Source organism: Jeotgalibaca arthritidis (assembly GCF_011100465.1).
GTDB classification, from domain to species: Bacteria; Bacillota; Bacilli; order Lactobacillales; family Aerococcaceae; genus Jeotgalibaca; species Jeotgalibaca arthritidis.
In genome coordinates, this window is the sequence record NZ_CP049740.1 from 1,376,490 (window position 1) to 1,401,458 (window position 24,969).

24 protein-coding genes are annotated in these 24,969 nt (G+C 38.9%); 18 read left to right on the forward strand and 6 right to left on the reverse strand.

The features are described from left to right. Positions 1–57 precede the first annotated feature (57 nt). The 17 genes from G7057_RS07075 to trxB all read left to right on the forward strand — a co-directional run bounded on the left by G7057_RS07075 (position 58) and on the right by trxB (position 17,590). A complete protein-coding gene (locus G7057_RS07075) occupies positions 58–798 on the forward strand; it encodes a response regulator transcription factor (RefSeq protein WP_076767382.1) in 741 nt (246 codons plus the stop codon). After that, the gene (gene pnpS, locus G7057_RS07080; protein WP_227004566.1) at positions 798–2,573 is read left to right on the forward strand and encodes a two-component system histidine kinase PnpS; all 1,776 of its coding nucleotides are present in this window, start codon (positions 798–800) and stop codon (positions 2,571–2,573) included. Before G7057_RS07075 ends, pnpS begins: the two co-directional genes overlap by 1 nt. A gap of 254 nt (positions 2,574–2,827) precedes the next feature. Continuing rightward, positions 2,828–3,721 (forward strand): substrate-binding domain-containing protein, encoded by an 894-nt coding sequence (locus G7057_RS07085; protein WP_166162331.1) that lies wholly within the window; start codon positions 2,828–2,830, stop codon positions 3,719–3,721. Positions 3,722–3,851: 130 nt separating this feature from the next. After that, entirely contained in the window at positions 3,852–4,712 is an 861-nt protein-coding gene (pstC, locus tag G7057_RS07090; protein WP_166162333.1) for a phosphate ABC transporter permease subunit PstC, read from the forward strand. 2 nt (positions 4,713–4,714) lie between these two features. Further along, positions 4,715–5,530, forward strand: coding sequence for a phosphate ABC transporter permease PstA (pstA, locus tag G7057_RS07095; protein ID WP_166162335.1), 816 nt, complete (start codon positions 4,715–4,717; stop codon positions 5,528–5,530). Between the two features lie 2 nt (positions 5,531–5,532). Then, a complete protein-coding gene (pstB, locus tag G7057_RS07100) occupies positions 5,533–6,285 on the forward strand; it encodes a phosphate ABC transporter ATP-binding protein PstB (protein WP_193566078.1) in 753 nt (250 codons plus the stop codon). Between the two features lie 53 nt (positions 6,286–6,338). Next, entirely contained in the window at positions 6,339–6,998 is a 660-nt protein-coding gene (phoU, locus tag G7057_RS07105) for a phosphate signaling complex protein PhoU (protein WP_166162339.1), read from the forward strand. 107 nt (positions 6,999–7,105) lie between these two features. Next, positions 7,106–7,405: an ArsR/SmtB family transcription factor gene (locus G7057_RS07110; RefSeq protein ID WP_166162341.1), complete on the forward strand. Its 300-nt coding sequence runs from the start codon at positions 7,106–7,108 to the stop codon at positions 7,403–7,405. A gap of 82 nt (positions 7,406–7,487) precedes the next feature. Next, a complete protein-coding gene (gene uvrA / locus G7057_RS07115; RefSeq protein WP_166162343.1) occupies positions 7,488–10,328 on the forward strand; it encodes an excinuclease ABC subunit UvrA in 2,841 nt (946 codons plus the stop codon). 187 nt (positions 10,329–10,515) lie between these two features. Beyond that, the gene (gene liaX, locus G7057_RS07120; protein ID WP_166162345.1) at positions 10,516–12,033 is read left to right on the forward strand and encodes a daptomycin-sensing surface protein LiaX; all 1,518 of its coding nucleotides are present in this window, start codon (positions 10,516–10,518) and stop codon (positions 12,031–12,033) included. A gap of 16 nt (positions 12,034–12,049) precedes the next feature. Continuing rightward, entirely contained in the window at positions 12,050–12,331 is a 282-nt protein-coding gene (locus G7057_RS07125) for a PspC domain-containing protein (RefSeq protein ID WP_166162347.1), read from the forward strand. After that, the gene (locus G7057_RS07130; protein ID WP_166162349.1) at positions 12,331–12,672 is read left to right on the forward strand and encodes a phage holin family protein; all 342 of its coding nucleotides are present in this window, start codon (positions 12,331–12,333) and stop codon (positions 12,670–12,672) included. Before G7057_RS07125 ends, G7057_RS07130 begins: the two co-directional genes overlap by 1 nt. 132 nt (positions 12,673–12,804) lie before the next feature. Then, complete coding sequence (gene hprK / locus G7057_RS07135) at positions 12,805–13,740, forward strand: HPr(Ser) kinase/phosphatase (protein ID WP_166162351.1); 936 nt, start codon at positions 12,805–12,807, stop codon at positions 13,738–13,740. Positions 13,741–13,762: 22 nt separating this feature from the next. Further along, positions 13,763–14,614, forward strand: coding sequence for a prolipoprotein diacylglyceryl transferase (lgt, locus tag G7057_RS07140; RefSeq protein WP_166162353.1), 852 nt, complete (start codon positions 13,763–13,765; stop codon positions 14,612–14,614). Positions 14,615–14,639: 25 nt separating this feature from the next. After that, positions 14,640–15,647 carry an NAD(P)H-dependent glycerol-3-phosphate dehydrogenase gene (locus tag G7057_RS07145; protein ID WP_166162355.1) on the forward strand — a complete coding sequence of 336 codons (1,008 nt, stop codon included), beginning with the start codon at positions 14,640–14,642 and terminating at the stop codon, positions 15,645–15,647. A 21-nt stretch (positions 15,648–15,668) separates the two neighbouring features. Further along, positions 15,669–16,556 (forward strand): UTP--glucose-1-phosphate uridylyltransferase GalU, encoded by an 888-nt coding sequence (gene galU, locus G7057_RS07150; RefSeq protein WP_166162357.1) that lies wholly within the window; start codon positions 15,669–15,671, stop codon positions 16,554–16,556. 92 nt (positions 16,557–16,648) lie between these two features. Beyond that, entirely contained in the window at positions 16,649–17,590 is a 942-nt protein-coding gene (gene trxB, locus G7057_RS07155) for a thioredoxin-disulfide reductase (protein WP_166162359.1), read from the forward strand. 90 nt (positions 17,591–17,680) lie between these two features. Here trxB and G7057_RS11840 read toward each other — a convergent pair whose 3' ends face one another. Both G7057_RS11840 and G7057_RS11845 read right to left on the reverse strand, forming a co-directional pair. Continuing rightward, positions 17,681–18,340, reverse strand: a complete 660-nt coding sequence (locus G7057_RS11840; protein ID WP_076767350.1) for an amino acid ABC transporter permease — start codon at positions 18,338–18,340, stop codon at positions 17,681–17,683. A gap of 79 nt (positions 18,341–18,419) precedes the next feature. Next, positions 18,420–19,196, reverse strand: a complete 777-nt coding sequence (locus G7057_RS11845) for a transporter substrate-binding domain-containing protein (protein ID WP_227004567.1) — start codon at positions 19,194–19,196, stop codon at positions 18,420–18,422. Positions 19,197–19,494: 298 nt separating this feature from the next. Here G7057_RS11845 and G7057_RS07170 point away from each other — a divergent pair, with 298 nt between their 5' ends. After that, the gene (locus tag G7057_RS07170; RefSeq protein ID WP_166162363.1) at positions 19,495–21,222 is read left to right on the forward strand and encodes a phospho-sugar mutase; all 1,728 of its coding nucleotides are present in this window, start codon (positions 19,495–19,497) and stop codon (positions 21,220–21,222) included. A gap of 207 nt (positions 21,223–21,429) precedes the next feature. On the opposite strand, the gene G7057_RS07175 is transcribed toward G7057_RS07170, so the two are convergent. From G7057_RS07175 to G7057_RS07190, 4 genes are read right to left on the reverse strand one after another with little or no spacing between them, the layout of a single operon-like run. Then, on the reverse strand, positions 21,430–22,098 hold the full coding sequence (locus tag G7057_RS07175; RefSeq protein WP_166164141.1) for an ABC transporter permease: 669 nt from the start codon (positions 22,096–22,098) through the stop codon (positions 21,430–21,432). A 5-nt stretch (positions 22,099–22,103) separates the two neighbouring features. Further along, complete coding sequence (locus tag G7057_RS07180; RefSeq protein ID WP_166162365.1) at positions 22,104–23,051, reverse strand: osmoprotectant ABC transporter substrate-binding protein; 948 nt, start codon at positions 23,049–23,051, stop codon at positions 22,104–22,106. Further along, complete coding sequence (locus G7057_RS07185) at positions 23,048–23,692, reverse strand: ABC transporter permease (protein ID WP_166164143.1); 645 nt, start codon at positions 23,690–23,692, stop codon at positions 23,048–23,050. Before G7057_RS07185 ends, G7057_RS07180 begins: the two co-directional genes overlap by 4 nt. Next, entirely contained in the window at positions 23,689–24,888 is a 1,200-nt protein-coding gene (locus tag G7057_RS07190) for an ABC transporter ATP-binding protein (protein WP_166162367.1), read from the reverse strand. The genes G7057_RS07185 and G7057_RS07190 overlap by 4 nt, the downstream gene beginning before the upstream one ends. Between the last annotated feature and the right edge of the window lie 81 nt (positions 24,889–24,969).

The following is a 24,969-nucleotide window of genomic DNA, read 5'->3' on the forward strand; positions in this document are numbered from 1 at the left end:
GGTATGACTATTTTCATAAAACTCTCACTCAAATAAAATAAAGTCCTGGAGGAAAAGATGAAAAAAGTACTGATTGTTGATGATGAACCGTCAATTTTAATTTTACTGGCATACAACCTCGAAAAAGAAGGCTACCAAGTCATCCAAGCCTCTGATGGAAAAGAAGGCTATGACTTAGCTTTAAGTCAACCGTTTGATTTTATTATTTTAGATTTGATGCTGCCATCTATGGATGGTATGGATATCTGTAAAGGATTAAGAAGAGAAAAAATTGAAACACCGATTTTAATGCTGACAGCTAAAGACGATGAACTAGAAAAAATTATCGGCTTAGAGCTCGGTGCAGATGACTATATGACAAAGCCATTTAGTCCGCGAGAAGTTATTGCGCGTATGAAGGCTATTTTTAGAAGAACGGAACGTCGATTGCAACAAGACGAGCCTTCTTTTGAAAAAGAAACAGAAACTGTAGAAGAGCCAGCGTTTGTAGAAGAAAAGATTGTCATAGGGGAAGTTGTGATTTTTCCTGATCTGTATGAAGTGCATGTCAAAGGTGAACCGATTGATATTACACCTAAAGAATTTGAATTATTATTATATATGGCAAAACGCGCTAACCGGATTTTAAGCCGTGAGCAATTACTGAATGCCATTTGGAATTTTGATTATGCAGGAGAGACACGTATTGTTGATGTTCATATTAGTCATTTACGTGAAAAAATTGAAGAGGACACTAAAAATCCACACTATATAAAAACAGTACGCGGATTTGGCTATAAGTTTGAGGAGTCTAAGTAATGCGTAAATTTGCCAATCAATTTTTAGCCTTATTTATTGGCTTGTTCCTTCTGTTATCGATTGGTGTTGTTATTTATACGAACCAACTGGTTCGGACGGCAACGACAACATCCATTATTGAAGATGTTGAGAATCGCGCTAAAAATATAGGCTCTTTGCTAGATGAATGGATTTTACAACATACGAGTTCAGTCATGACTGCAGTGGAAGATTTTCCTTCCATGTCCTTTCTATTAGATGAAAAAGATACGATTGCTTTTTTTGATGAGAAAGGGACGGCAGTTCATCCCGACAAACAAGATGACAATGTTTTGAAGTCTAATGATATGGAAGACGTTTTAGCTGGCGAACGTATTGGGACAAGTGGTATTCAAATGGATGATTCAGGTAGGCGTCAATACCATGTGGCAGTCTCACTGTTCAATGGTCGTGGTGATTTTATTGGGATTTTCCGTCTTACTCATCGGCTGGATGAATTGGACCAACTTGAGAATCAGCTGACACAGTCTGTTTTTATCTTTAGTTTTGTTTCGATTGTCTTAGCGAGCTTTATTGCCCTTCACTTAACCAATCGTGTTTCTCGCCCCCTTAAGCAGATTGAAACAGTCATTAACCATATTTCAGAAGGTGACTACAGTGAGTATTACAAAGGGATGGACTATCCAGAAATTATGGCACTAGGTCAGACTGTGAATAAATTAGCCGATAGTTTAGATGAAAAAAATAGAACAATTCTCCAATCTAATGAACGACTATCAGCCTTGCTTGACCGTCTGATTGTGGGAGTAGTCTTATTGGACAGTGAGCAACGGATTGAAATGATGAACCCAGCTGTTTATCAAATTCTCGGAATTGATGAAAATTTACTAGGTCGTTCATTTTTAGAAATGTCTAAAAGTTACGGTTTAGTCCAAATTATCCAACAAACTTTTCAGAAAAAGAAAAATCGAAATGAAGAAATTTATATTTATTACCCTAACGAACGGATACTAGATGTTAATACTATGGTGGTACCAGACGCTAAGGGAAATCAAGTGATTGTGCTTCTTTATGACATCACAGAAATTAGACGTTTGGAGAAAGTGAGAACAGATTTTGTTGCCAATGCCTCACACGAGCTACGGACGCCTGTTACAGCACTAAAAGGATTCTCGGAAGTTCTTTTAGATGGTGCCCTGGATGATCCAGATCGTTTGCGTCAATTTTTAGAAATTATCTATAAAGAGTCGAAACGGTTAGAAATTCTCGTTAATGATATTCTAGAGTTGTCGCGAGTTGAACAAAAACAAGTGCCAATGAAAAGGGAATGGATTAGTTTAAATGAGACAGTGGAAACGTGTTTCAAAATTATTAAACCGCAAGCAGCTGCGAAAGGATTGAAGCTGCGCCTTTTATCTAATAATGCAGATCCGATTCGCTTTATTGGTGATCAAAGTCGTTTAGAGCAGATTTTGAATAATTTAATTTACAATGCTGTAAACTATACCGATAAAGGTGGTAAAATTTCAGTTTTACTAGAGGAAACAGAAGATGAGATTGTTTTCCATGTCGCTGATACGGGTATTGGTATTCCGGAAGAAAGTATTGAGCGTTTGTTTGAGCGGTTCTATAGAGTTGATAAAGGTCGCAGTCGCAATTCCGGTGGAACCGGCTTAGGATTATCAATCGTTCGCTATCTTGTTCAAAATATGGGCGGGACGATAAGCGTAAAAAGTACGCTTGGTTTAGGAAGTACCTTCACTGTTCATTTGCCAAAAGTAGTGGAAGAATTGTAAGGATTCATTCTCCTTTACAATTACATTTACAAAGTCTTTACATAAAATTTACAATGTCATAAACAAAACCCTGTTAAAAGCTTAACTTAACAGGGTTTTTACATTGTTAAAAATGATGACGCTTTCTTTATTTTAAAAAATAGCTGTTTTAAATCTAAAACTTTACATTAAACCATTAACTAAATTTACATTGAACGAATAGAATAGAGTTATGGCAAATCGCTAAAGACATAACAAAAAGGATGGTAAGTAGAATGCAATTAAAAAGTCTATCTAAATTAGTTCTTTCATTAGGTGCTGTAGGAGTATTGGCAGCGTGTGATCCAGCAGCAACAGGCGGAGATGATGCAACAAGCGATAATGGCGCATCAGAAGCAACTACAGGTACCATTAATGTGGTTTCTCGTGAAGACGGTTCTGGAACAAGAGGCGCATTTACTGAGATTACTGGTGTATTAGAAGATGATGTTGATAATACTTATGTAGAGGCAGTTATTCAAAATGGTACAGAAGGAGTCATTTCAACTGTATCACAAGATCCAAATGCGATTGGTTACATTTCACTAGGATCATTAAACGATAATGTAAAAGGGGTAGCGATTGATGGTGTTGAACCAACATCTGAAACGGTACAAAACAATTCATTCCCAATTGCACGTAACTTCAATATTGCTTGGGGCGGAGACCTTGAAGCAGTTGCACAAGACTTCGTTGATTTCATTATGTCAGCTGAAGGTCAAGAACTAGCATTAGAAGAAGGCTACGTAGAAGCAGTTGTTGATGCGCCAGCTTACGAAGGTGACGGCTCACAAACTGGAACAATCGCAGTTGTTGGCTCAACTTCAGTAACACCATTAATGGAAGTTCTTTCTGAGGAATACCGTGCGTTAAATCCAGAAGTACAAATTGACATTACGTCAAATGGTTCTTCAGCAGGTATGACATCTGCAATTGATGGTACAGCTGATATTGGAATGGCATCTCGTGAATTAAAAGATGAAGAAAAAGCTGAATTGACGTCGAAAGCTATCGCTGTTGATGGGATTGCAGTTGTTGTAAACAAAAACAATGGTATTGAGGGCTTGACGCTAGAACAAGTTAAACAAATTTTTACTGGTGAAGTTACCAACTGGGAAGACCTACAATAAGATCTTCGTTATTGATAATGAAGAGGACCAGATTATTCTGGTCTTTTTTTGAGATATAGTATACTTAGATTAAGAGATAAAAGTGGTTAATTGTGGTTTGGGAAACCGGTTATGAAGGAGAGGGGAAGTCATGAAGAAGAAATATTTTTGGGAAAGTTTTATGAAGTGGGTTTTTATTGCTTCAGCGTTTGTCTCTGTTATTTCTATTGTTGTTATTTTTTATTTTATTTTTGAAGGCGGCGTGCCATTTATGGTTCGCTATGGCATAGGGGACTTTTTATTCGGAACAAAATGGACACCATCGAATGCTAATCCGGAATATGGTATTTTGCCGATGATTATTGGTTCATTGGTCATTACTTTAGGGGCAATCTTAATTGGGGTACCTACGGGTGTCTTTACATCCATTTTTATGGCGAAGTTCTGTCCGCCTAAATTATATCGTTTTGTTAAGCCTGCCGTTAATATGATGGCAGCTATTCCATCAATCGTCTATGGTTTCTTTGCATTGCGTCTTATCGTTCCCTTTATGCGGAATTTAGTAGGCGGTACAGGGATGAATATCCTAACAGCCTCTATTCTTCTGGGAATTATGATTCTTCCTACTATTATTGGGCTATCTGAATCATCGCTTCGTGCAGTACCTAACAGCTACTACGAAGGTAGTGTAGCGTTAGGGGCAACACATGAGCGCTCTGTTATTCGTGTAATGGTTCCAGCAGCGAAATCAGGTATTATTTCCGCTGTTATTTTAGGAGTTGGACGTGCAATTGGTGAAACAATGGCGGTTATCCTTGTAGCTGGAAATCAGCCACGTATCCCAACGAGTGTGACACACGGTGTTCGGACGATGACAACGAATATTGTATTGGAGATGGCTTATGCAGCGGGTGAACACCGTGAAGCATTGATTGCAACTGCCGTTGTCCTCTTCATCTTTATTATTGTTATCAACGCAGCATTCTCGATTGTGAAACGGAAGGGGATCTAGAGATGGAATCAAAAATTATTAAATTCTTAGTTTATTTCTTTTCATGCATCACATTCGGTTCGCTTTTTTATGTCATTGGCTTTATCCTCTTAAATGGGATTAGCAGTCTGAACTGGAGTATGTTCGCATGGAACTATACGACTAGTAACGTATCAATGATGCCGTCAATCTTGACGACCTTCGTTGTTGTTTTCTTAGCCTTACTGATTGCAGCTCCAATTGGTGTTTTTACAGCCTTTTATTTAGTTGAATATGCTGATAAAAACAACAAATTTGTTAATGTGATTCGTGTTGCAACGGATACACTATCGGGAATTCCTTCTATTGTATATGGTCTTTTCGGTATGTTGTTCTTTGTTATTTTCCTAGGCTTTAAATACTCGATTATTTCGGGGGTTTTAACATCTGTAATTATGGTTTTACCTGTTATTATCCGTTCAACGGAAGAAGCTTTGCTAGCTGTTCGCAATTCATTGCGAGAAGGAAGTTTCGCACTAGGAGCAGGGAAATTACGTACGATTTTTAGAGTTGTTCTACCAGTTGCGATGCCAGGTATTTTATCTGGAATCATTTTGGCAGTTGGTCGGATTGTAGGTGAAACAGCCGCTTTGATGTATACACTTGGAACATCAGTTAATGTGCCTGACAACCTTTTCCAATCAAGTCGTACCTTAGCATTACACATGTACATTTTAGCCAGTGAAGGTATCCACGTACGAGAATCCTATGCAACCGGTGTTGTCTTAATCGTTATTGTACTAATCATCAACGGTATTTCAACATGGCTCAGCAATCGATTAACAAAAGGAGCGAAATAAAAATGAGTAAAATTATTGTTAGAGATATGAATCTATGGTACACCGATTTCCAAGCTTTGAAAAACATTAATATGGAAATTAAAGAAAATGAAATTACAGCCTTCATCGGACCTTCAGGCTGTGGAAAGTCAACATTCCTAAAAAGCTTGAACCGTATGAATGACTTAGTAGCAGGATGCCGTATTGAAGGGGATATCCTATTAGATAACAAGGATGTTTATGCTTCTGATTATGATGTCAACATGCTTCGTAAACGCGTTGGAATGGTGTTTCAACATCCAAACCCATTTCCGATGAGTATTTATGACAACATTGCCTATGGTCCACGTACACACGGCATTAAAGATAAAAAAACATTAGATGAAATTGTTGAGAAGAGTTTGAAAGGCGCAGCAATTTGGGACGAGGTGAAAGACGACCTGTCTAAAAATGCCTTGCGTATTTCTGGTGGACAACAACAACGGATTTGTATTGCTCGTGCTTTAGCAGTTGAACCAGAAGTCTTGTTAATGGATGAACCAACATCTGCCTTAGATCCTATTTCAACAGCGAAAATTGAAGACCTTGTACAAGAGTTGAAAGACCGCTATACCATCGTGATGGTTACCCACAATATGCAGCAAGCGGCTCGTGTGTCTGATAAAACAGCATTTTTCTTAACAGGAGAGACCGTTGAATTTGGTGAAACATCACAAATCTTCTCTAATCCAAGAGACAAGCGTACAGAAGATTATGTATCAGGAAGATTTGGGTAATTGCGAAAAAGATGTTAAAATAGACATATAAGACATAAGTGAGGTGTGCTGCAGTGAGAAGAACGTTTGATGATGATTTACAAACTATGCACGGCCAGTTTACAAAAATGGGATTAATGGTAAACGAAAATATCTTAAGAGCGGTTAAGGCGTTTATTAATCATGATAAAAACCTAGCTGTCGAAGCAAAGCAAAAAGATAAGGATGTTAATGACATTGAAGTAGAGATTGAAAATCTTTGCTTCCAATTAATTGCCTTACAACAACCTGTATCTAGCGACTTACGATCGATTGTAACAGTGATGAAAGCAAGTTCGGATTTGGAACGTATGGGCGACCATGCTGTCAGTATTGCACGATCTGTCATTCGAGTGAAAGAGCGCCATAACAAACGTATTCCAGAAGTTGAGGCTAAAATCGCTGAGATGGCGGAAGTCGTTAAGAAGATGGTTGAACAAGTGATCGATGCCTATGTCCACGTTGATGAATCAAAGGCACGTCAAATCGCTGAAATGGATTCAAAAGTAGATAAGCATTTTGTCGAAATTAACCATTACTGTATTAAGCAAATGGCAATCGATTCAGAACTTGTCCCAGGTGGATCAGATTACATTGCGGTTGCTGGTTACTTAGAAAGAATTGGCGACTACGTGACTAATATTTGTGAACGTATCGTTTACCTCAAAACTGGTGAGATTTTAGAATTAAATTAATAAATAGGATAAAAAGAAAGTAGCTGGTGGTACCAGTTACTTTCTTTTTATTATTTTGATTATAAAATCTGTTAAAATGGAGATAAGATAAATTGAGGAGTGTTTACATGGCTAAAAAAATCGAGGATGAAACGATTCAGCAAGCAACAAAAATTTTTAAACTGCTCGGCGATAATACCCGCTTTCGAATACTCTATTTATTACAAGATAAAGAATGGAATGTTAATGCTATTGCAACAGAATTGCAGATGGAGCAATCTGCTGTTTCCCATCAACTAAAAAAATTAAAAGAAGCACGGCTCGTTAAAAGTAGGCGTGTAGGTAAAAATATGTTATACAGCCAAGATGATAATCACGTCTATGAAATCCTTCATATGGCAGTCACTCACGTGAAGCATACTCATTAAAACGAATCGAACGAGTGTTCTTTTTCGTTGAAAGATGGTATGATAGGATGGAACAGAATTTAAAGATGCGAGGAAGAGTATAATGGCAAAAGATCAAATTATCGTGCGCGGCGCACGTTCTCATAACTTAAAAAACATTGACGTCACTATTCCACGTGACAAATTAGTTGTTGTTACAGGATTATCAGGGTCTGGAAAAAGTTCACTAGCATTTGACACCCTTTATGCAGAAGGACAAAGACGGTATGTTGAGAGTCTCTCTGCCTACGCTCGCCAATTCTTAGGACAAATGGAAAAGGCAGATGTCGATACCATTGATGGACTCAGTCCAGCCATTGCGATCGATCAAAAATCAACTAGTAATAACCCTCGTTCTACGGTGGGAACTGTAACTGAAATTAATGATTTCCTTCGGTTGCTGTTTGCACGAGTGGGCCATCCCATTTGCCCGAATGACGGAACGGAAATTAGTAGCCAGTCCCCTGAACAAATTGTTAATCAAATTTTAGAGCTGCCTGAACGAACAAGAATGCAAATTTTGGCTCCGGTTGTTTATGGAAAAAAAGGCCAACACAAAAAAGTGATTGATGATATGAAACGTCAAGGCTTTGTTAGAGTTCGTATTGATGGTGAGCTGTATGACATAACAGAAACGCCTGAGCTAGATAAAAACAAAGCTCATAACATTGATGCCGTTGTGGATAGAATTGTTGTTAAAGAGGGCATTCGTTCTCGTTTATTTGATTCAGTTGAAACAGCACTTCAATTGGCAGAAGGTTATGTTGTCATTAATGTTATTGATGGGGAAGATATGATGTTTAGCGAACATTATGCTTGTCCGCATTGTGGATTTACAGTCGGTGAAATAGAGCCCCGTCTCTTCTCCTTTAATGCGCCATATGGAGCCTGTGCAGACTGCGATGGCTTGGGCATGAAGTTAGAAGTGGATTTGGACTTAGTTGTACCCGATATGACATTAACGATTGAAGAGGGAGCCATTGCACCTTGGAATCCAATCAGTTCTAACTATTACCCTGAAATGCTCCGCCAATTTTGTACAGAATTTAAGATTCCCATGGATATCCCTTTCGAGAAGTTAAGTAAAAAGGAAAGAGAATTCGTTTTATTTGGGTCAAAAGGGAAAAAATTCCATTTCTACCATAAAAATGAATTCGGTGCCGTCCGAGATGTTCAAATTCCATTTGAAGGTGTTGTTAACAACATCGACCGCCGTTACCATGAGTCATCAAGTGACTTTACGCGTAAAGTGATGCGTGAGTATATGACAGAGTTACACTGTCAAACGTGTAAAGGGGCGCGTTTAAATGAACAAGCCTTATGTGTAAAAGTGAATGACCAAAACATCTCACAAGTGACCAATCATTCGATTGAGCAAGCGCTGGCCTTTTTTGAACAACTCAATTTAAGTGAGTCTGAGTCAGATATTGCTAAACCAATTTTGAGAGAAATCAACTCTCGTTTATACTTTTTAAATAATGTAGGCTTGAACTATTTGACACTCAGTCGGGTCGCTGGCAGTTTGTCTGGTGGAGAAGCTCAACGGATTCGTTTAGCTACTCAAATCGGGTCTAACCTATCGGGTGTGCTTTATATTTTAGATGAGCCGTCGATTGGCTTGCACCAGAGAGATAATAATCTCTTGATCGAATCGATGAAGAGTATGCGTGATTTAGGAAATACATTGGTGGTTGTCGAGCATGATGAAGATACCATGTTACAATCGGACTACTTGATTGATATTGGTCCAGGTGCAGGTGAGCGCGGCGGCGAGGTTGTTGCTGCTGGGACGCCTAAACAAGTCATGAAATCGAAAAAATCGATTACTGCTCAATACTTATCAGGGAAAAAGTTTATTGCTGTGCCAGAAGAAAGACGATCTGAAGATCGCGGTGCGGTGCTGGTTGAAGGAGCCGAAGAAAATAACTTAAAGAATATCGATGTTTCCTTCCCAATTGGTAAATTTATTGCAGTAACCGGTGTATCCGGTTCAGGTAAGAGTTCGCTCGTTAACCGTGTGTTGAAACTAGCTTTATCGAGAGAATTAACGCGTACCAAGGAAAAACCAGGTAAGTTTAAACGATTATCAGGTTATGAAGAGCTTGAAAAAGTGATTGATATTGATCAAAGTCCAATCGGTCGGACACCACGTAGTAATCCAGCTACTTATACAAGTGTGTTTGATGATGTCCGTGGCTTATTTGCTAATACTAATGAGGCTAAAATTAGAGGCTATAGCAAAGGGCGCTTCAGTTTTAACGTGAAAGGCGGCCGCTGTGAAGCGTGTAAGGGAGACGGTATCTTAAAAATTGAGATGCACTTCTTACCGGATGTCTATGTGCCATGTGAAGTGTGTCATGGCAAACGCTATAACTCTGAAACCTTGGAAGTACGCTATAAGGGTAAAAATATTTCTGAAATTTTGGACATGACGATTGATGAAGCTGTGCCATTTTTTGAGGCTATCCCTAAAATTAAGCGTAAGCTACAGACGATTGCTGATGTTGGTTTAGGTTATATCACACTTGGTCAACCAGCAACAACCTTATCTGGTGGGGAAGCACAACGGATGAAGTTGGCAAGTGAATTGCAACGCGTTTCTACTGGTAAGACGTTCTACATTCTAGATGAGCCAACAACTGGTCTTCATACAGATGATATTGCACGACTACTTGAAGTATTGCAACGTTTAGTGGATGCAGGTAATACCGTTTTAGTTGTCGAGCATAATCTCGATGTTATTAAAACGGCAGACCATATTATTGATATGGGACCAGAGGGCGGCGATGGCGGCGGTACAGTTCTTGCAACTGGCACACCGGAGGAAGTAGCAGCTGTTGAAGCCAGCTATACTGGCCAATACTTAAAGAAAATACTCGAACGAGACAAAGCACGCCAAAGTTAATGATAGGAAGAGATTGGGAGTTACTCCCAATCTCTTTTTTTGTCAGTACTGAAATGTAGAGCGAAATCAATCTTAGGTCCTATGACAAATGTAGTCATCCTTGGCATAATAGAGACATAAGATAACGACTTAACTAACCGTCAATCAAATATAAACCAAGTAAGACCATACCAAGGAGGAACTAACCATGAACGAGAGAGAACGTATTTTAGCATTGGTAAAAGAAGGCATTATCTCAACTGAGGAAGCCATTGAATTACTCGAAAATGCTGCAAAAAAACATGGCAAAGATGCTGTAAAAACAAATCAAGATACTGATTTCATGACTGAAGAAACAACCCAAGAGCCGCAAACAGCTGAAGAGCAGATTGAAGAAGCAGAAAAGAAAGACAAAGAAAACTTCGAAAAAATTATTGAGGAATTAGCAAGTGAGATTTCATACTTCTCTTCCCGGGTGGATGAAAAAACAGAAGCACTTCAAGTCTTGCGTAGACAAATTAGTTTAAAGCAAGAGCGCAGACAAGAAATTGCGACGCATGAAGAGCTAGATACAGTAACACCGGAACTTGAGATGGAAGCCGTTCGTTTGGATGAAGAGCTAGACGGATTGAAATCACAAGAAGAGGCGTTAAGAGAAGAAAAACGTCAAATGGAAGAAAAAATGCGGACGTTGAAAAAAGAACAGCTTGAAAAAAATATCAAATCAATCGGCGATAAGTTTGGAAGCAAGGAAGAGTGGCAAGAAACGGCGACTGAATTTTCAGGTAAATTAAACCGTTTAGGCTCTCAAATCGGTAGCTTCCTAACATCAACTATTAACAATGTGATGGAAAATGTTGAATGGAAAGAAGTAGACTTGAATATGAACGTACCAGGTTTAGTTTCTAAAAAATTCCATCATGATTTTGTTTACGAACAAGCAACAGCTAGTATTCTAGATTTCCAAATCGCTAATGGGAATGTTAGCTTTGAAAAATGGGATAAAGAAGATATTAAAGTAGCAGCAGATATTAAAATCTATGCTAAATTTGAGGAAGAAACACCGATGGAAGCCTTCCAAGCTCGCAGTACAATTGATATTGACGAAGATCATTTCACCTTCCATGTTCCAAATAAACGGGTTCGTTGTGACATGACGGTTTACTTACCGGAAAGAGAATACGATTATGTTGCCTTTAAAATGTTGAATGGCAACATTACTGTTAACGACTTCGCAGGTAAAGACATCTATGCTAAAACAACTAATGGTAAAATGACCTTTAATAAGGTATCAGCAACCATGCTAGAGTTGGACGGTGTGAATGGTTCAATTACAATCACAGATGGTTCAATTGTTGATGTGATGGCTAAAGTGGTTAATGGGTCTATTACAACGAGCAGCGCAATCAACAGCTCATCACTCTCTATCGTCAATGGTGATATTCGCATGACTTACCATGATACAGAGGCAAAACGAATTAAAGCTTCTTCTGTTAATGGAAGTGTCAAACTGGCTATACCGGAAGAAAAAAGTATTGAACTAGACGCTCGTAGCTCGCTAGGATCGATTAAAAATCGTATTGAAGCTGTTGAAATTCTAAAACAACGTGATGAAAAAACCAATAAACATCTTGAGTTTAGAAAAATAGAAGAAACAGCTACAGTTGTGGTAGAATTGAAAACAACAAATGGAAGTATTATGATTAAAAACACAGACAAATATTAAGAAATGAGGGATTAGCATGAAAAAGTTAACAAAATCAGCAACAGATAGACAAGTCAGTGGTGTGTTAGGTGGGATTGCAGAATACTTCGGTATTGATTCTACCATTATCCGAATTATCTTTGTTATCTTTGCCTTTGCAGGAGTAGGATCGCCAGTATTCTTATATATTTTATTAGCTATTTTACTACCTGAACCAGAACGTCCACGTTCAAACCGTCGTCCAAATGCTTACGGTAACGAAAGAAAAGAAGCAAAACCGATTCAAAAAGATGAAGATGAGGATTGGAGCGATTTCTAATGGGATTTTGGAAAAAAATAGCGATTAATTCAATAATTTTTATTGCATTAGCATATTTGATTCCAGGATTCACAGTTAGAAGTGTTTGGACAGCCTTTGGGGCAAGTATCGTCCTGTCTATCGTTAATGTATCTGTCAAACCAGTCTTACATATTTTTTCTCTTCCAATCACGATTATGACATTGGGCTTGTTCAGCTTCATTATTAACGCCTTGATGCTGTCACTAACCTCATTCTTTGTTGGTCCGGGATTCAGCTTCAGTAGCTTTGGTGTGACCTTATTGGTTTCCTTGCTACTGTCATTAGCACAAAATATGATTCAAGATAAGCATGACTATTAAATGAGAGGCCTTTTCCCAGGAGGGAGAAGGTCTTTTTTTACCTTTATATACTGGCCTTTAAATGTTATCATTAAGAGTAAATAAGACTTCTTTTAAGCGACTATAAAAGGATAGAAGAGTGAGGGAACAACGATGTCCAATAGTGTGACGATACAAGAATTAGTGAAAACATCAACCTTTAAAATTATTGTTGGTGAAGAGTTCTTAAATAAAAAAATAACATCAACAGAAATTTACCGCCCAGGGGTAGAATTAACAGGCTATTTTGCTTTTTATCCATCATGGCGCGTGCAATTAATGGGGCAAACAGAGCTCTCATTTATCGAACGGATGACACCTGAGGAACGTCTCGTTATTATGCGTCGTTTATGTCAAAAGGAAACACCGTGCTTTATCATTTCGAGAAATATGGAAGCTCCTGTTGAATTAGTAAAAGCTTGTCAAGAAGCGGGAATTCCGTTATTGCAGGCGCAATCTAAAACGACGCGTGTATCAAGTAATATCACTAACTTCCTAGAGAGCCGCCTTGCAGAGCGTGTTTCTATGCACGGGGTTTTAGTGGATGTCTTTGGTATGGGTGTTATGATTACTGGAGACAGTGGTGTTGGTAAATCTGAAACAGCGCTAGAGCTGATTCAAAAGGGCCACCGTTTAGTAGCCGATGACCGTATCGATTTATATCAACATGATGAGGATACGTTAATGGGAGAATCGCCACCAATTTTACGCCATTTGATTGAAATTCGTGGCATTGGAATTATGGACGTGATGACTTTATTTGGTGCTGGAGCAGTAAAACAATCAAATGAAGTAAATTTAATTGTTAATTTGTCGTTATGGGCGAAAGATAAAAAGTTTGAACGTTTAGGCAGTACCGAAGAAATGGTAAACATTTTAGATGTTCAAGTTCCTAAAATTACTGTCCCAGTTAAAACAGGTCGTAACTTAGCGATTATTGTTGAAATGGCAGCGATGAATTTCCGTGCCAAAACAATGGGCTATAATGCTGCTGAAACATTCGAGCGCAATCTAGACTTGTTAATTAAGGAAAATTCTAAAGAAGACTAATTGAATAGATAGGGGACATGATATGAATCAGTTTATTGCAGCAATCAATCCGGTTGCATTCCGACTAGGTGGTATACCAGTCGCATGGTATGGCATTTTAATCGGCATTGGTATTGTCGTAGCCATGTCACTAGCGTCACGAGAGGGAGACCTTAAAGGCATGCCGCAAGATTTTGTCGTTGATATGGCCTTTTGGACTGTTCCGATTGCAATTGTTGGCGCACGTATCTACTACGTTGTGTTTGAGTGGCAGTATTACATCCTTCATCCAGAACAAATTATTCAGATCTGGAACGGTGGGATTGCTATATATGGGGCCTTGATTGCTGGCGGAATCACCGTATATTTTTTCACTAAGACTAAACAAGTGCCTTTCTTTTTGGCGCTAGATGTTCTAGCACCAGGTGTTCTAATCGCTCAATCAATCGGGCGTTGGGGTAACTTTATCAATCAAGAAGCACATGGGTCAGAAGTGAGTAGACAATTTTTAGAAAAATTGTTATTGCCAGAATTTATTATTAATCAAATGAATATTAACGGCACCTATTATCATCCGACCTTTTTGTATGAATCACTGTGGTCATTGATTGGTTTTGTTGTCATTTTGATTTTAAGAAGACAGAAAAAGATTTTGCGTCAAGGAGAGGTCTTTTTAACCTATGTGATGTGGTATTCCTTTGGCCGTTTCTTTATCGAAGGAATGAGAACAGACAGCCTATATTTGTTTGATGTCATTCGTGTATCACAACTGTTGTCGATTATTTTATTCGCTGGTGCTGCGGTGGTTTGGGCTTATCGTCGCTACAACAATTACCCAAAAGACCCATTTTACACTGATATTGATTTAGGAATGAAAAACCCTGAATCTAACTAACTGTTTGAAGATTCGGAGGACGATTATGAAAGAAAAAATTGCTGTACTAGGACCAGGATCATGGGGTACTGCCTTAGCCATGGTTTTAGACGAAAATAACCACCACGTTCGTTTGTGGGGGGTTGAAGCTAATCAAATGGATGAGATTAACCAACAGCGTACCAATAAGAAGTTTTTACCAGACACGATTATAAGTGAGGGCATTGAGGCTTATACAGATCTTGCAAAAGCAATTGACGGTGTCGACTATATTTTATTTGTTGTACCGACAAAGGCAATTCGTTCGGTTGCCCAGCAAGTGGCTGCTTTATTAGATGGCAAGAAGAAGCCAATTATTATTCATGCGAGTAAAGGGCTAGAACAAGTCACTCATAAGCGCATCTCGACTATTATCGAAGAAGAAATTCCAAGTGATCTGCATCAAGGCGTGGTTGTTTTATCTGGACCAAGTCACGCTGAAGAGGTAGCAAAAAAAGATATTACAACGATTACAGCTGCTTGTGCAATTGAAGAGTCCGCAGTGAGTGTTCAACGTATTTTTACAAACCACTATTTCCGTGTATATACGAATACAGACATTATCGGTGTTGAATTAGGCGCAGCTTTGAAGAATATTATTGCAGTTGGTGCAGGTGCCTTGCATGGTTTAGGTTACGGCGATAACGCAAAAGCGGCATTGATGACGCGGGGTTTAGCTGAAATCAGCCGTTTAGGCGTTGCGTTTGGTGCGGACCCACGTACCTTTATTGGACTAAGTGGTGTTGGCGATATTATCGTAACAGGGACCAGTGTTCACTCACGTAACTGGCGTGCCGGAAACTTGATTGGTAAAAAAGTACCGCTTCAAGAAGTATTAGATAATATGGGTATGGTTGTTGAAGGTGTTCAAACAACTAAAGCTGCCTACGAATTAGCCCAACAACAAGGGATTGAAATGCCAATTACAGAAGCCATCTACCGTGTCCTATATGAAGATGCGGATGTCGATCAAGTGATTCGCGATCTAATGATGCGTGACCATAAAGCAGAATAATGTAAAGGTGATGATAACCACATGAAAAAAGTAAAAAAAGCGATTATTCCCGCAGCAGGATTTGGAACACGTTTTTTACCTGTAACCAAAGCGATGGCAAAGGAAATGTTGCCGATTGTTGATAAGCCAACGATTCAGTTTATCGTAGAAGAAGCGATTGAATCAGGTATTGAAGATATTTTAATTGTAACTGGTAAAAGTAAACGTCCAATTGAAGACCATTTTGATTCAAATATCGAATTAGAAGCAAACTTACGTGAAAAAGGTAAAACAGACCTCTTGAAAATTGTTCAAGAAACAACAAAATTACGCATTCATTTTGTTCGTCAATCTTACCCACTAGGGCTAGGTCACGCCGTTCTTCAAGCTAAAGCATTTGTTGGCGATGAGCCGTTTGTCGTTATGCTAGGTGATGATTTAATGAAAGATGACGTGCCATTGACACGTCAATTAATGGATGCTTATGAGCGCACACACGCATCAACGATTGCTGTTATGCAAGTGCCTCATCAAGAAACATCTAAATACGGCATTATCGATCCGGATAATGAGTTAGAAGAAGGCCTTTATAATGTCCGTCAGTTCGTTGAAAAACCTAAACCAGAAGATGCGCCGAGTGACTTGGCGATTATCGGTCGTTATTTATTGACACCTGAAATCTTTGATATTTTAGAAAATCAAGAAGTGGGTGCCGGTGGTGAAATCCAATTAACCGATGCGATTGATACCTTAAACAAAACACAGCGCGTGTTCGCTAAGACTTTTACTGGCAACCGTTATGATGTGGGAGATAAATTTGGTTTCCTTGCAACGAGTATTGATTATGGTTTGAACCATCCAGAAATGGATGAAAAATTGAAAAATTATATTATTGAATTAGCTGCTCGCTTAGAAAAAGAAGAACAATAAGATCCTTCAGTTCTGTGAGCAGAAAAATAGCATTTCATCCTGCTTACGATTAAACTTAAGAAGATAAATGAAGAAAAGGGAGCAGTTGGCAAATGGAAATACAAGAAAAATTATATGATGTCGTTATTATTGGGGCAGGTCCTGGCGGTATGACAGCTGCTTTATATGCCTCACGCGCAAACTTAAGCACACTCATTATTGAACGTGGTGTGCCAGGTGGCGAATTAATTAATACAGCTGAAGTAGAAAACTACCCGGGTTTTGATTCGATCAAAGGTCCTGAATTAGCAGATAAAATCTATGAAAGTTCAATGCGTTTTGGCGCTGAACATGTATATGGTGATGTTAAAGGCATTGAAAACGATGGTGACTACCGTATTATTAATGCTGGTAAAAAAGGTTACCGTACAAAAGCTGTTATTATTGCAACAGGGTCTTACCATCGTAAATTGAATGTTCCTGGAGAAGATAAATACAACGGTCGCGGTGTTTCTTATTGTGCTGTATGTGATGGTGCATTTTTCCGTAATAAAGACTTAGTTGTTGTTGGTGGAGGAGACTCTGCAGTTGAAGAAGGAACTTACTTAACACAATTTGCAGATGTTGATATTGTTCACCGTAGAGATGAGTTGCGTGCTCAAAAAGTCTTACAAGATCGTGCTTTTAAAAATGAAAAAGTAGATTTTACATGGGATAGTGTCGTTGAAGAAATTAAAGGAGACGACATGAAGGTGACGTCAGTTGCTGTTAAAAATGTGAAGACAGGCGAAGTCACAGAGAAGAGTGTTGACGGAGTCTTTGTTTATGTGGGAATCCTACCGCAAACTGATGCCTTCCGCGATCTTGGTATTACCGACGAAGAAGGTTGGGTAATCACTAATGAATTAATGGAAACAACTGTCGCTGGGATTTTTGCAGTCGGCGATGTTCGCCAAAAAACATTGCGTCAAATCACAACGGCTGTTGGTGATGGTGGCGAAGCAGGAAACCGTGCTTACCATTATGTTGAAGAGTGGAACGAACGTAATAACTAATCGAAATCAAAAACACACCCAAAAATTGGGTGTGTTTTTCTGTTTGAGTGAATAGAACTCCGAAAAGTAGTTTCTATTCACTCATCATCATTATTTTTTACTGTAAGCGAGGCGCGTTTCCATCTTATTAGCAATCAAGGTCAAAATAGAAATGACAATCAGATAGTAAATCGCTACAATTCCCCACATTCGAATGGTTTCCATGTTGTTGGCAGTGATAATTTTACCATTCATGGTTAATTCTCTAACTCCGATAACAGATAGCAGAGAAGTATCTTTCAATGTAATGATGAATTGATTGATAATCGATGGTAGCATTGTTCTCAATGCTTGCGGTAAGACAACTTTTTGCATCGATTTCTTGTAAGGTAAACCGAGACTGCGTGCAGCTTCCATTTGCCCTCCGTCAACCGCTTCAATTCCACCGCGAACAATTTCAGCCATATAAGCACCGGCGTTTAAACTCATGGTAATGATTCCGGCATTCCATTCCGTTAATGAAATACCAGTCGCCATCGGGATACCAAAATAAACAAAGTAAATTTGTACTAATAGTGGTGTTCCGCGGATAATCCAAATATAAGCATTGGCAACACTTTGAAGTAACTTGTTATGAGAAACCTTCATCAAACCAAAAATAATTCCCAAAATTGAAGCGAATAGTAAAGCGAATAAGGTAATTTGAACAGTTTGCCACATCGCATCCATAAAAGATGGGAAATGCTTGATAAATAATTCAAAAAATAACATGTCTATCATTCCTAACATTTAAAATATGACGATAGATGACAAAAGTTAAGGGCAGGAAAAGTCCAGCCCTTAACCTTTATTATTCGCCTAGATAACGTGCGATAATTTCATCGTACTCGCCGCTATCACGTAAGTTTTGTAGTCCTTTATTAAACATTTCAACAAGCTCAGGTTGTTTGTCTTTCAATGTAGCGAAACCATATTCGCCACCTTCTTCAGACTGAGTGATCACCTTTAGTTCCATTCCACGAGTAATCTCGTATTGGATAACAGGGTAGTCTTCGAAGACTGCAGAAGAATTTCCAGTCAATGCATCTTGGTACATAGTTGAAGAGTCTTCAACATATTTAACTTCGAATCCATACTCATCTTTAATGCTTTCTGCAAATGATGCACCTACAGTTCCTGTCTTGGCAACAACTTGTGTACCTGCTAAGTCAGCTAGTGAGCTATATCCAGAATCAGCTTTTACAGCAACACCGACACTACTTGTATAGTAAGCGTCTGAAAAATCATATTTTAATAGACGTTCTTCGTTAATAGACATACCTGCAATAACGCCATCGACTTGACCAGCTTCTAAGGCTGTTACAGCTGCGTTAAATCCTAATGAACGTAGATCATACTCAAAGCCTTGATCCTCAGCAATTGCATCTAGTAAATCTAAATCAATCCCAACAAAATCGCCTTCGTCATTTTGAAATTCAAAAGGAGCAAATGTTGTATCAGTCCCGATGATGTAGACTTTCTCTCCACTAGCTTCGCTTCCAGTGTTTTCGTCACCAGATCCACACGCAACAAGAACAGTTGCCGCCAATGCTGTTAGACCAAATTGAAAAAATTTCTTTTTATCCATGATACATCTCCTCCTATGCGAAAGTAATGTTATGTTTGGTAACATAATGAAATGTCTTGAAACCCACTACTTTTCATAAAATAAAGAATACCACGCTCTTTTTTCGCTGTCAATGCTTGAACAAATATTATTTTCATTTTATTAATCTTATTCTCATTTATTATGTTATAAAATATAACACGTTCCTGTCAGAATGAAAAAGTAAAAACAACATTTTAAGCTGTAATACAATGAAAAGGCTTATTAATTAAGCTCATAATGTTATAATAAAGAAAACGATGTTATGGAGGTCATATGGATGGTTTACATGGAGACGTATAAACAATGGAAAAATTTTGATAACATGGAAGAAAACTTAATTAAGGAACTAAACAGTTTAGAAGGCAACGATGACTTAATTAAAGATGCATTCTTCTCACCTTTAGAATTTGGAACAGCAGGGATGCGTGGTGTTATTGGTGCTGGTATTAACCGAATGAATAGCTATACTGTTCGCCAAGCGACAGAAGGACTAGCACGTTTAATGGCATCAAAGGGAGAAGAAGAAAAGAAACGTGGTGTAGCGATTGCCTATGACTCTAGACATTTCTCACCAGAGTTTGCGATGGAAGCTGCACGAACTTTAGGAAAACATGGTATTCCTTCTTTCGTATTTGAAAGCCTACGTCCAACGCCGGAATTATCATTTGCGGTGCGTCATTTAAATACCTTAACAGGAATTATGATTACAGCTAGCCATAACCCACCAGAATATAATGGCTATAAAGTATATGGTGAAGATGGCGGGCAAATGCCACCTGCAGATGCGGATGCCTTGACAGACTTTATTCGTGCAATCGATAACCCACTTGAAATTGCAGTGATGAGTGAAGACGAGTTGAAAGAAAGCGGCCTGTTAACTATTTTAGGTGAAGAAATAGACCAAGCTTACTTAGCGGAGGTCGCTACTGTATCTGTTAACCCAGAGCTAATTAAAGAAGTCAGCCAAGAAATGAAATTGGTGTTTACACCACTTCATGGTGCAGGAAAAATGCTAGGAGAACGTGCGCTAAAACAAGCAGGCTTTGAAGGCTTTACGTTAGTTCCTGAACAGGCTGAAGCTGATCCTGAATTTACAACTGTGAAATCGCCTAATCCAGAAGAGCCAGGTGCCTTTGAATACGCAGAACGTTTAGGAAAAGAAATCGGGGCAGATATTTTAGTTGCGACTGATCCAGATGCTGACCGTTTAGGAGCTGCTGTTCGCCGTCAAGACGGTGAATATGAAGTGATCTCAGGTAATCAAATTGCATCATTAATGGTTGATTATCTCCTACTAGCGAAACAAGAATCGAACACATTGCCAGATAATGCAGTAGTTTTAAAATCAATTGTGTCTAGTGAATTCCCAACTGTCATTGCGGAATCTTATGGTGCAAAAATGGTTGATGTTCTAACAGGCTTCAAATTTATTGCTGAGAAGATTAAGCAGTATGAAGAAGATGGCAGCTATGACTTCCAATTTGGCTTTGAAGAAAGCTATGGTTACTTAGTGAAACCGTTCGTTCGTGATAAAGATGCCATCCAAGCCTTAGTTCTGATTGCTGAAGTAGCAGCTTACTATAAGAAAAAAGGTCAAACCTTATATGATGGTTTGCAAGCACTTTACGAAAAACATGGCTACTACCAAGAAAAAACTATTTCAGTAACCATGAGCGGCTTAAGTGGGGCAGAAAAAATTAAAGCATTGATGGCTAAATTCCGTCAACAAGCACCTGAAGCATTTGCTGGTAAAAAAGTAGTAGAAACACAAGACTACGGAACTAGCGAGAGAACACGGGCAGATGGTCAAAAAGAAGCTATCGATATGCCAAGTTCAAATGTGTTGAAATATGTTTTAGAAGATGGCAGCTGGATCGCTATTCGACCAAGTGGAACAGAGCCGAAAATTAAGTTCTACATCGGTGCAAAAGCAGACAGCCAAGCAGCCGTAAATGAAAAAGTAACAGCCTTTGAAAAAGAAATTAAAAGCTTAACAGCTGAATAAGAACAAAGAAAAAGCTTGGATTTTTCCAAGCTTTTTTGTAGACTAGGGGATTATAAGTTCAGCCATCAATGTCTAGCTCCCAAGTCCTGGCCTACTGAAAAAAAGATAAATTTGCCCCATTGCGCGCTTCGCTGCTCATTCAGGGTCAAATTTCCTATTTTTTCATAGGCCAAGGCGGACTTGTCCGCTTTTCTTATTTGTTCTTCATTAAGCACGTCTACTTGCTCGTTTAGAAGGATCTAAACGATTTTCTAAGTAACCCAACAACAAGTCGGCAATAATCGCCATTAAAGCAGTTGGAATAGCGCCGGCTAAGATAATAGCACCACCGTTTGTCGCGTTGACACCACGGGTAATGATATCACCTAATCCACCTGCACCAATAAAGGTACCGATAGAAGTGATTCCAATTGCTACTACTAAGGCGTTACGAATACCAGCCATAATAACGGCTAGGGATAGTGGCAATTCAACCATAAAGGTTAATTGCATACGCGTCATCCCCATTCCTTTTCCAGTATCTAGTAAAGAGCCATCAACACTCTTCACACCTGTATAAGTATTCTTAATGATAGGGAGTAAGGAATAAAGGAATACTGTGGCAATAACCGTATCTGCTCCTAAACCAAGTCCCAACATTAAAATAGATAGTAGGGCAAGTGAAGGGATGGTTTGGATGACGTTAGCAATCCCAATCACCCAATCAGCTAGTTTTTTATGGCGAGCAATCCAAAAGCCTAGTGGAATCGCAATAACAGCTGAGAAAATAACACCATAAATTGATATCAAGAAATGGCGCCAGAATTGACTAAGGACATACAGACCATTTTCTGATAAGTAAAAGATTAATTGTTGGAGTGTATTCATTTGACTCATTTCCATTATTCTTGACCTCCCAACGGTTTAATCACTTTATCTTCAAAATAGTTATGTTCTTCTAAGAAATCATAAGCAGCTTTTTGAGGTTCAATCAAGTTGTTATCAACTTCATAGTTCATTTGTTGCATCTTATCATCGCTTAGAACACCTTCTAATTTAAGAAGAATGGTTTCTAACTCAGGATACAACTCAAGAATGTCTTCGGTAGCAACAGGACTAGCGTCATAAGGCGGGAATAGGTTTAAATCATCTTCCAATACGACTAAGTCATAACTAGCGATACGCCCATCTGTTGAGTAGCCGAGAACGACATCCATGCTACCAGCTTGAAGTGCATCGTAGACAAGACCAATTTGCATGGGATAGATTGTATTAAAATCAAAACCATATAGGTCTTGGAAGGCTGCATAACCATCACCTTCACGCTCCATCCATGAGTTGTCCACACCTGCTGTTATTGAATCAGCTAAATTAGCTAAGTCACTAATTTTAGTGACATTATTTTCTTCAGAAAATTCTTTTGTCACAAGGAAGGCATAAGTATTAGCAAAGCCATAAGAAGGGAACCAAACCTGATCAAATTCTTCATCAAAACCTGCTACAACCGTATCGTAGGCTTTGTTTGGATCAGTAATAGGATCAAGTCCTAGTTCACCTGTTAAAGAGGTACCCGTATAGCGAACGGCTGACACGTTAGCATCACCACCGATGAGTGCTTGATGGTTTAGAGTCGAAGACCCTAAGTTATTAACCAATCCAATTGATGCATCTGGAATATAGTGGCTAATCATACCTTCTACTAAGTAAGCTAGTACTTGCATTTCAGTTGTTGTTCCACCCGTTATAATAATCCCATCGCTTGAATAAGTCGCACCTAAACCAGGTAGGGAACAAGCTGAAAGCAGAATCGTTAATAAGGGGATAACAAACCATTTTTTTATTTTTTTCATGATAAGGCTCCTTTCTCAGAAGACGTTTTTGGAGTGACCAGAATCTCCACCTTGCCAAGAAGGAAGTCAGTGAGTAGAGCTAAGATCGTTACTGGAATGGTTCCCCAAATAATCATTTCTTGGTCATAGACATTTAAGCCATTGAAGATGTAATCACCTAAACCACCAGCACCAATATAAGAAGCTAGTGTTGCCCAGGCGATCACATAAACGCCTGCTAAGCGAATACCTGACATAATAACAGGGGCAGCTAAAGGTACTTTCACCTTCCAAATTTGTTGTTGGCTGGTCATTCCCATTCCTTTAGCAGCATCAACGATATCTGAACGCACACCCAAAATACCAATGTAAGTATTTCTCAAAATAGGTAGTAGCGAATAGATAAACAAGGCGACAATGGCTGGTAATTTACCCACACCAAATAGAGGAATCATCAATGCCAGAAGTGCGAGTGACGGAACGGTTTGTAAAATAGATACAAAGCTAATCACATATTGTGACAGTTTTTCAGACCGAGTCAAAGCAATACCAAGAGGCACTGCTACAAGCGTCCCTAATAACAAGGCAACAAAGGAAATAAAGAAGTGTTCACCTATTTTAGAAAGGAGTTCGACACCATTCGTTTGTAAAAAGCTCATTATTCAAACAGCTCCTTTTGTTCAGTTGCTTCTGTCTCCTCGATAATCGTTGTTTCGATGACTTCTTCTAACTCATCTAAGTCAGCATCTTTCCAGATTGAATCATAAACAATATCAACGATTGAGGCGCGTGTGATTAAACCAATTAAACGGTCTTCCTCATCCACAACGGGGATGTTTTTATAGCCGAGCGTTAGAATACGTTGAAGAGCATCTCTTACAAGAGCACCTTCACGAACAAATAACACTTCTTCCATAACTTCTTCAACCATCACGTTGCGGCGGCGGTTTTTCTCAATAATCTCAACCGATAAAATACCAAGTAATTTTTGATCTTCATCAATAATAAAGAGGTTATCGACACGTTGTGCACGCATGACTTTAATAGCATCAGCCATGGTTTTTCCAACTTCTAAAGTAATAACGCGGCGATTCATAATTTGTTCGACTGTTTTGAGATTGGTTTGCGCTTGTGTTAGACGCTCTTCACCAATAAAGTCTTCTACAAACTCATTAGCGGGGTTTGCTAATATATTATCGGGGGTATCAAACTGAACAACTTTACCATCTTGCATAATTGCAATGCGGTCAGCAAGCTTTAAGGCTTCATCCATATCATGGGTAACAAAGACAACCGTTTTACCCATTTCCTTTTGCAGATGTTTGACTAGTTCTTGCAAGGCATCGCGTGTAATCGGGTCAAGCGCACCAAAAGGCTCATCCATTAAAATGATATCTTGGTCGGCTGCTAGAGCACGGATAACACCAATCCGTTGCTGCTGTCCACCTGACAACTCAGAAGGGTAACGGTCTAAGTATTCGAGCGGTAAATCTACCCGCTTAATTAAGTCTTCAGCTGTTTGACGTTGCTTGTCTTCTGGCCAACCTAGTAATTTAGGGACCAAAACAATATTTTCATAAATAGTCATGTGAGGCATCAAGCCGATTTGCTGAATCACATATCCAATCTTGCGTCTCAGTTTAACCGCATTTTTCTTTTGAATATTCTGACCGTTAATCAGGATTTCTCCCTCAGTCGGTTCGATCATCCGATTAATCATTCGCATGGAAGTTGTTTTACCACTCCCACTCGTTCCGATAAAGACAATAAATTCACCTGTCTCAAAGGACAATGATATATTATCAACGGCTTTCTTTCCGTTCGGATATAATTTCGTTACATTCTTAAATTCAATCATAATTGACTCCTCCAGTATGTTTTTTAGGACATAGCACTCTAGTAATCGTCTCAATAATCCTTTTTAAATGCAAAGAAAAAC

Bases quoted from the DNA above. Each gene is read 5' to 3' on its own strand.
- G7057_RS07075 (WP_076767382.1), top strand. From the start codon at position 58: ATGAAAAAAGTACTGATTGTTGATGATGAACCGTCAATTTTAATTTTA.
- G7057_RS07085 (WP_166162331.1), top strand. From the start codon at position 2,828: ATGCAATTAAAAAGTCTATCTAAATTAGTTCTTTCATTAGGTGCTGTA.
- G7057_RS07170 (WP_166162363.1), top strand. From the start codon at position 19,495: ATGGTTTACATGGAGACGTATAAACAATGGAAAAATTTTGATAACATG.
- G7057_RS07145 (WP_166162355.1), top strand. From the start codon at position 14,640: ATGAAAGAAAAAATTGCTGTACTAGGACCAGGATCATGGGGTACTGCC.
- pstC (WP_166162333.1), top strand. From the start codon at position 3,852: ATGAAGAAGAAATATTTTTGGGAAAGTTTTATGAAGTGGGTTTTTATT.
- uvrA (WP_166162343.1), top strand. From the start codon at position 7,488: ATGGCAAAAGATCAAATTATCGTGCGCGGCGCACGTTCTCATAACTTA.
- hprK (WP_166162351.1), top strand. From the start codon at position 12,805: ATGTCCAATAGTGTGACGATACAAGAATTAGTGAAAACATCAACCTTT.
- G7057_RS07110 (WP_166162341.1), top strand. From the start codon at position 7,106: ATGGCTAAAAAAATCGAGGATGAAACGATTCAGCAAGCAACAAAAATT.
- G7057_RS07130 (WP_166162349.1), top strand. From the start codon at position 12,331: ATGGGATTTTGGAAAAAAATAGCGATTAATTCAATAATTTTTATTGCA.
- liaX (WP_166162345.1), top strand. From the start codon at position 10,516: ATGAACGAGAGAGAACGTATTTTAGCATTGGTAAAAGAAGGCATTATC.
- galU (WP_166162357.1), top strand. From the start codon at position 15,669: ATGAAAAAAGTAAAAAAAGCGATTATTCCCGCAGCAGGATTTGGAACA.
- pstA (WP_166162335.1), top strand. From the start codon at position 4,715: ATGGAATCAAAAATTATTAAATTCTTAGTTTATTTCTTTTCATGCATC.
- G7057_RS11840 (WP_076767350.1), bottom strand. From the start codon at position 18,340: ATGTTATTTTTTGAATTATTTATCAAGCATTTCCCATCTTTTATGGAT.
- G7057_RS11845 (WP_227004567.1), bottom strand. From the start codon at position 19,196: ATGGATAAAAAGAAATTTTTTCAATTTGGTCTAACAGCATTGGCGGCA.
- pstB (WP_193566078.1), top strand. From the start codon at position 5,533: ATGAGTAAAATTATTGTTAGAGATATGAATCTATGGTACACCGATTTC.
- pnpS (WP_227004566.1), top strand. From the start codon at position 798: ATGCGTAAATTTGCCAATCAATTTTTAGCCTTATTTATTGGCTTGTTC.
- lgt (WP_166162353.1), top strand. From the start codon at position 13,763: ATGAATCAGTTTATTGCAGCAATCAATCCGGTTGCATTCCGACTAGGT.
- G7057_RS07190 (WP_166162367.1), bottom strand. From the start codon at position 24,888: ATGATTGAATTTAAGAATGTAACGAAATTATATCCGAACGGAAAGAAA.
- G7057_RS07125 (WP_166162347.1), top strand. From the start codon at position 12,050: ATGAAAAAGTTAACAAAATCAGCAACAGATAGACAAGTCAGTGGTGTG.
- G7057_RS07180 (WP_166162365.1), bottom strand. From the start codon at position 23,051: ATGAAAAAAATAAAAAAATGGTTTGTTATCCCCTTATTAACGATTCTG.
- trxB (WP_166162359.1), top strand. From the start codon at position 16,649: ATGGAAATACAAGAAAAATTATATGATGTCGTTATTATTGGGGCAGGT.
- G7057_RS07175 (WP_166164141.1), bottom strand. From the start codon at position 22,098: ATGAGTCAAATGAATACACTCCAACAATTAATCTTTTACTTATCAGAA.